Below are 2,377 nucleotides of genomic sequence, written 5' to 3'. Positions count from 1 at the left end.
GGCGACGATGGTCCAGCGGATGCTCTCGCGCGCGCGCTAATAAAAACTGGCGCCCTCGCCCGACCGGCTTTCCGCCCACACCCGCCCGCCGTGCCTGACCACGATGCGCTGCACCAGCGCCAGGCCGATACCGGCGCCGGCATAGTCTTCCTGCCGATGCAGGCGCTGGAAGGTGCCGAACAGCTTGTGCACGTAACGCATGTCGAAGCCGATGCCATTGTCCTGCACCTGATAGATCACCTCTTCCGGCGTCGAGGTCGACGACACGCGCACCACTGCATGCTCGGCCTTCTTGCTGAATTTGACGGCATTGCCGAGCAGGTTATCCCATACCTGGCCGAGCAAAACCTGATTGGCGATGACGTCCTCCAGCGGATCGACAATGAACTCGACCCCCGCGTTCTCGCGGCGCAGGCCGGCAATGCTTTGCTCGACCTGCTCCCGCATGGAAAAATGTCCCAGCGTCAGTTCGCCGGTCGCCGATTTGGACAACTTGAGCAGATCGCTGATGAGCGCGTCCATCTTGCTGACGTTCCTGCGGATTACCTGCAGCAGTTCCTGGCCTTTGGCGTCGAGCGCGGCGGCGTAATCCTCTTCCACCATCATCGCGTAACCGGAAATGGCCCGCAGCGGCGCGCGCAAGTCATGCGACACGGAGTACGAAAAGCTCTCCAGCTCCTTGTTGATATTGCTCAGGTGCTGAGCCTGGCGCTTCAAGCTGGCATTGAGTTCTTCGATTTCCCTTTCGGTCTGCTTGCGTCCGGAAATGTCGTGGATCACATTGCGGCTGATCACGCGCCCGTTGTCCGGATGCAGCACAGTGCTGATGCTCATCAACGTGGGAAAATGCGTGCCGTCGGCGCGCAGGTAATCAACGTCAACGCCGCCAACCGCCTCATTGCGCAAGAAACGCGGCCGCAACTCCTTGCGATAGCGTTCCGCGCTGGACGGGGTCATCAGGTCAGCCTGCGTCATCTTGCCGACGACTTGCTCGCGCGCATATCCCAACCAAGCCAGTTCGGTGTCGTTGATCTGCACGATCAGACCGCTTTCTTCATCGATGGAGTGATAACCGCACGGGGCCTGGTTGTACAGGCTTTCGATCTCGACGGCATACAGTTGCGCCTTGGTCTGCGCTTCGCGGCGACGCATGGTCTCGCGCTTGAGTCGCAAGTAGACTGCGATCAGGATGACGACGCTGACGAAACTGCCGCCCAAGATGGCGGCGAGGGTCCAGCGTATACTCTCGCGCGTATCTGCGGAACGCTCCGACAGCAGCGTCTGCTCGACCTGCTTCAAGGCCACGAACTGTTTGCGGATATCTTCGCTCAGGTCGCGCCCGTGTTCGTAAGCATTGTCGATGCGCACTCGCCTATCGGCCTCGATCAGCGTCCGCGCCAGTTCGATGCGCTGAGCAATGCTGCTGCTGAGGTGAGTCAGGCGATCCAGTTGCTCCTGGTTGTCGAGCTGCAGTGCGCGCAAACCGTTCAATAATTCGTACAGCAAGCTGCGATCCGCTTCAAAACCGAGCAGATACTCCTGCCGGCCCGACAACGCATAACCGCGGGCGTTGGCAACCAGATTGCGCAAGGTGGAATGGGTTTCTTCCAGCCGCTGCAAGACGGTATGCGTGTGTTCCACCCAGATCGCGCGCCGATAAAGCTGACGGTTTGTCGTTAGCGCCTGTTCGAATTCACTTCAAAGAGAGCTTTTTGGTTACGTCGATTTTGAGTTCTCCGGCATCGGCCCGCATGCTCATTTTTTTTTACGTATTCCGGCCCGCAAAAAACAGCCAAGAGGCCAATGGATGTCCGCGATATGCAGCGCAGCAATCAATGACTGCCACGGCGTGTTCATCAGCCCTTCCTACGTTCGATTTCGTCTTCCTTGCCGATTCTGACTTGGCGAATGGCTTTGGAAGTTATCCTATAATAGTCTCGAATAAGTTGCATTACCAAACATCATTTTATTCAAATGAAAACTCTACAAAAATCGGGATAGCAGTTCCGTGCGCAAGCAGCCTGCGTCAGGCCCCGACGTCCGCAGGCAATCTCGCTCGTCTCCGCGATTGTCACTTCGACTTCCAGCGTCAACAGTGCAGCCCCGTCTTTCAGCACCCCCTACACAGTCATTTAACCGCATCAATTACAACCAGATTTTTGCGACAGGTCATTCCCTGCTCCATTCTTCTTGGTGCCGATACCACCCATCTGCCCGTCAACGTCCTCGCTCTCGCCGGACGGGCCTGACGCCGCGGCTGATCCGCCGCCGCAATCCCGCTGCGTCGCCACGGAGTTGATCGCGCTGGTGGCGGTATTAAGCGCTTGCGCAAGCACCCCAGTCGGCTGCGATGGCAGCTGCGCCGGCGACCGCACCG

The 2,377-nt window shown here is 58.5% G+C and carries 2 protein-coding genes; both read right to left on the bottom strand.

Translation table 11 applies throughout. The features are described from left to right. Positions 1 to 36: 36 nt before the first annotated feature. On the bottom strand, positions 37 to 1,641 hold the full coding sequence (locus HLUSI_RS29290) for a sensor histidine kinase (protein ID WP_016835180.1): 1,605 nt from the start codon (positions 1,639 to 1,641) through the stop codon (positions 37 to 39). 500 nt (positions 1,642 to 2,141) lie between these two features. Beyond that, positions 2,142 to 2,377, bottom strand: a 236-nt coding sequence (locus tag HLUSI_RS34290) for a hypothetical protein (RefSeq protein ID WP_040503611.1), incomplete at its 5' end; no start/stop codon positions are given.

Source organism: Herbaspirillum lusitanum P6-12 (assembly GCF_000256565.1).
Lineage (GTDB): Bacteria > Pseudomonadota > Gammaproteobacteria > Burkholderiales > Burkholderiaceae_D > Herbaspirillum > Herbaspirillum lusitanum.
This window is presented reverse-complemented; position numbering and strand designations above follow the sequence as displayed.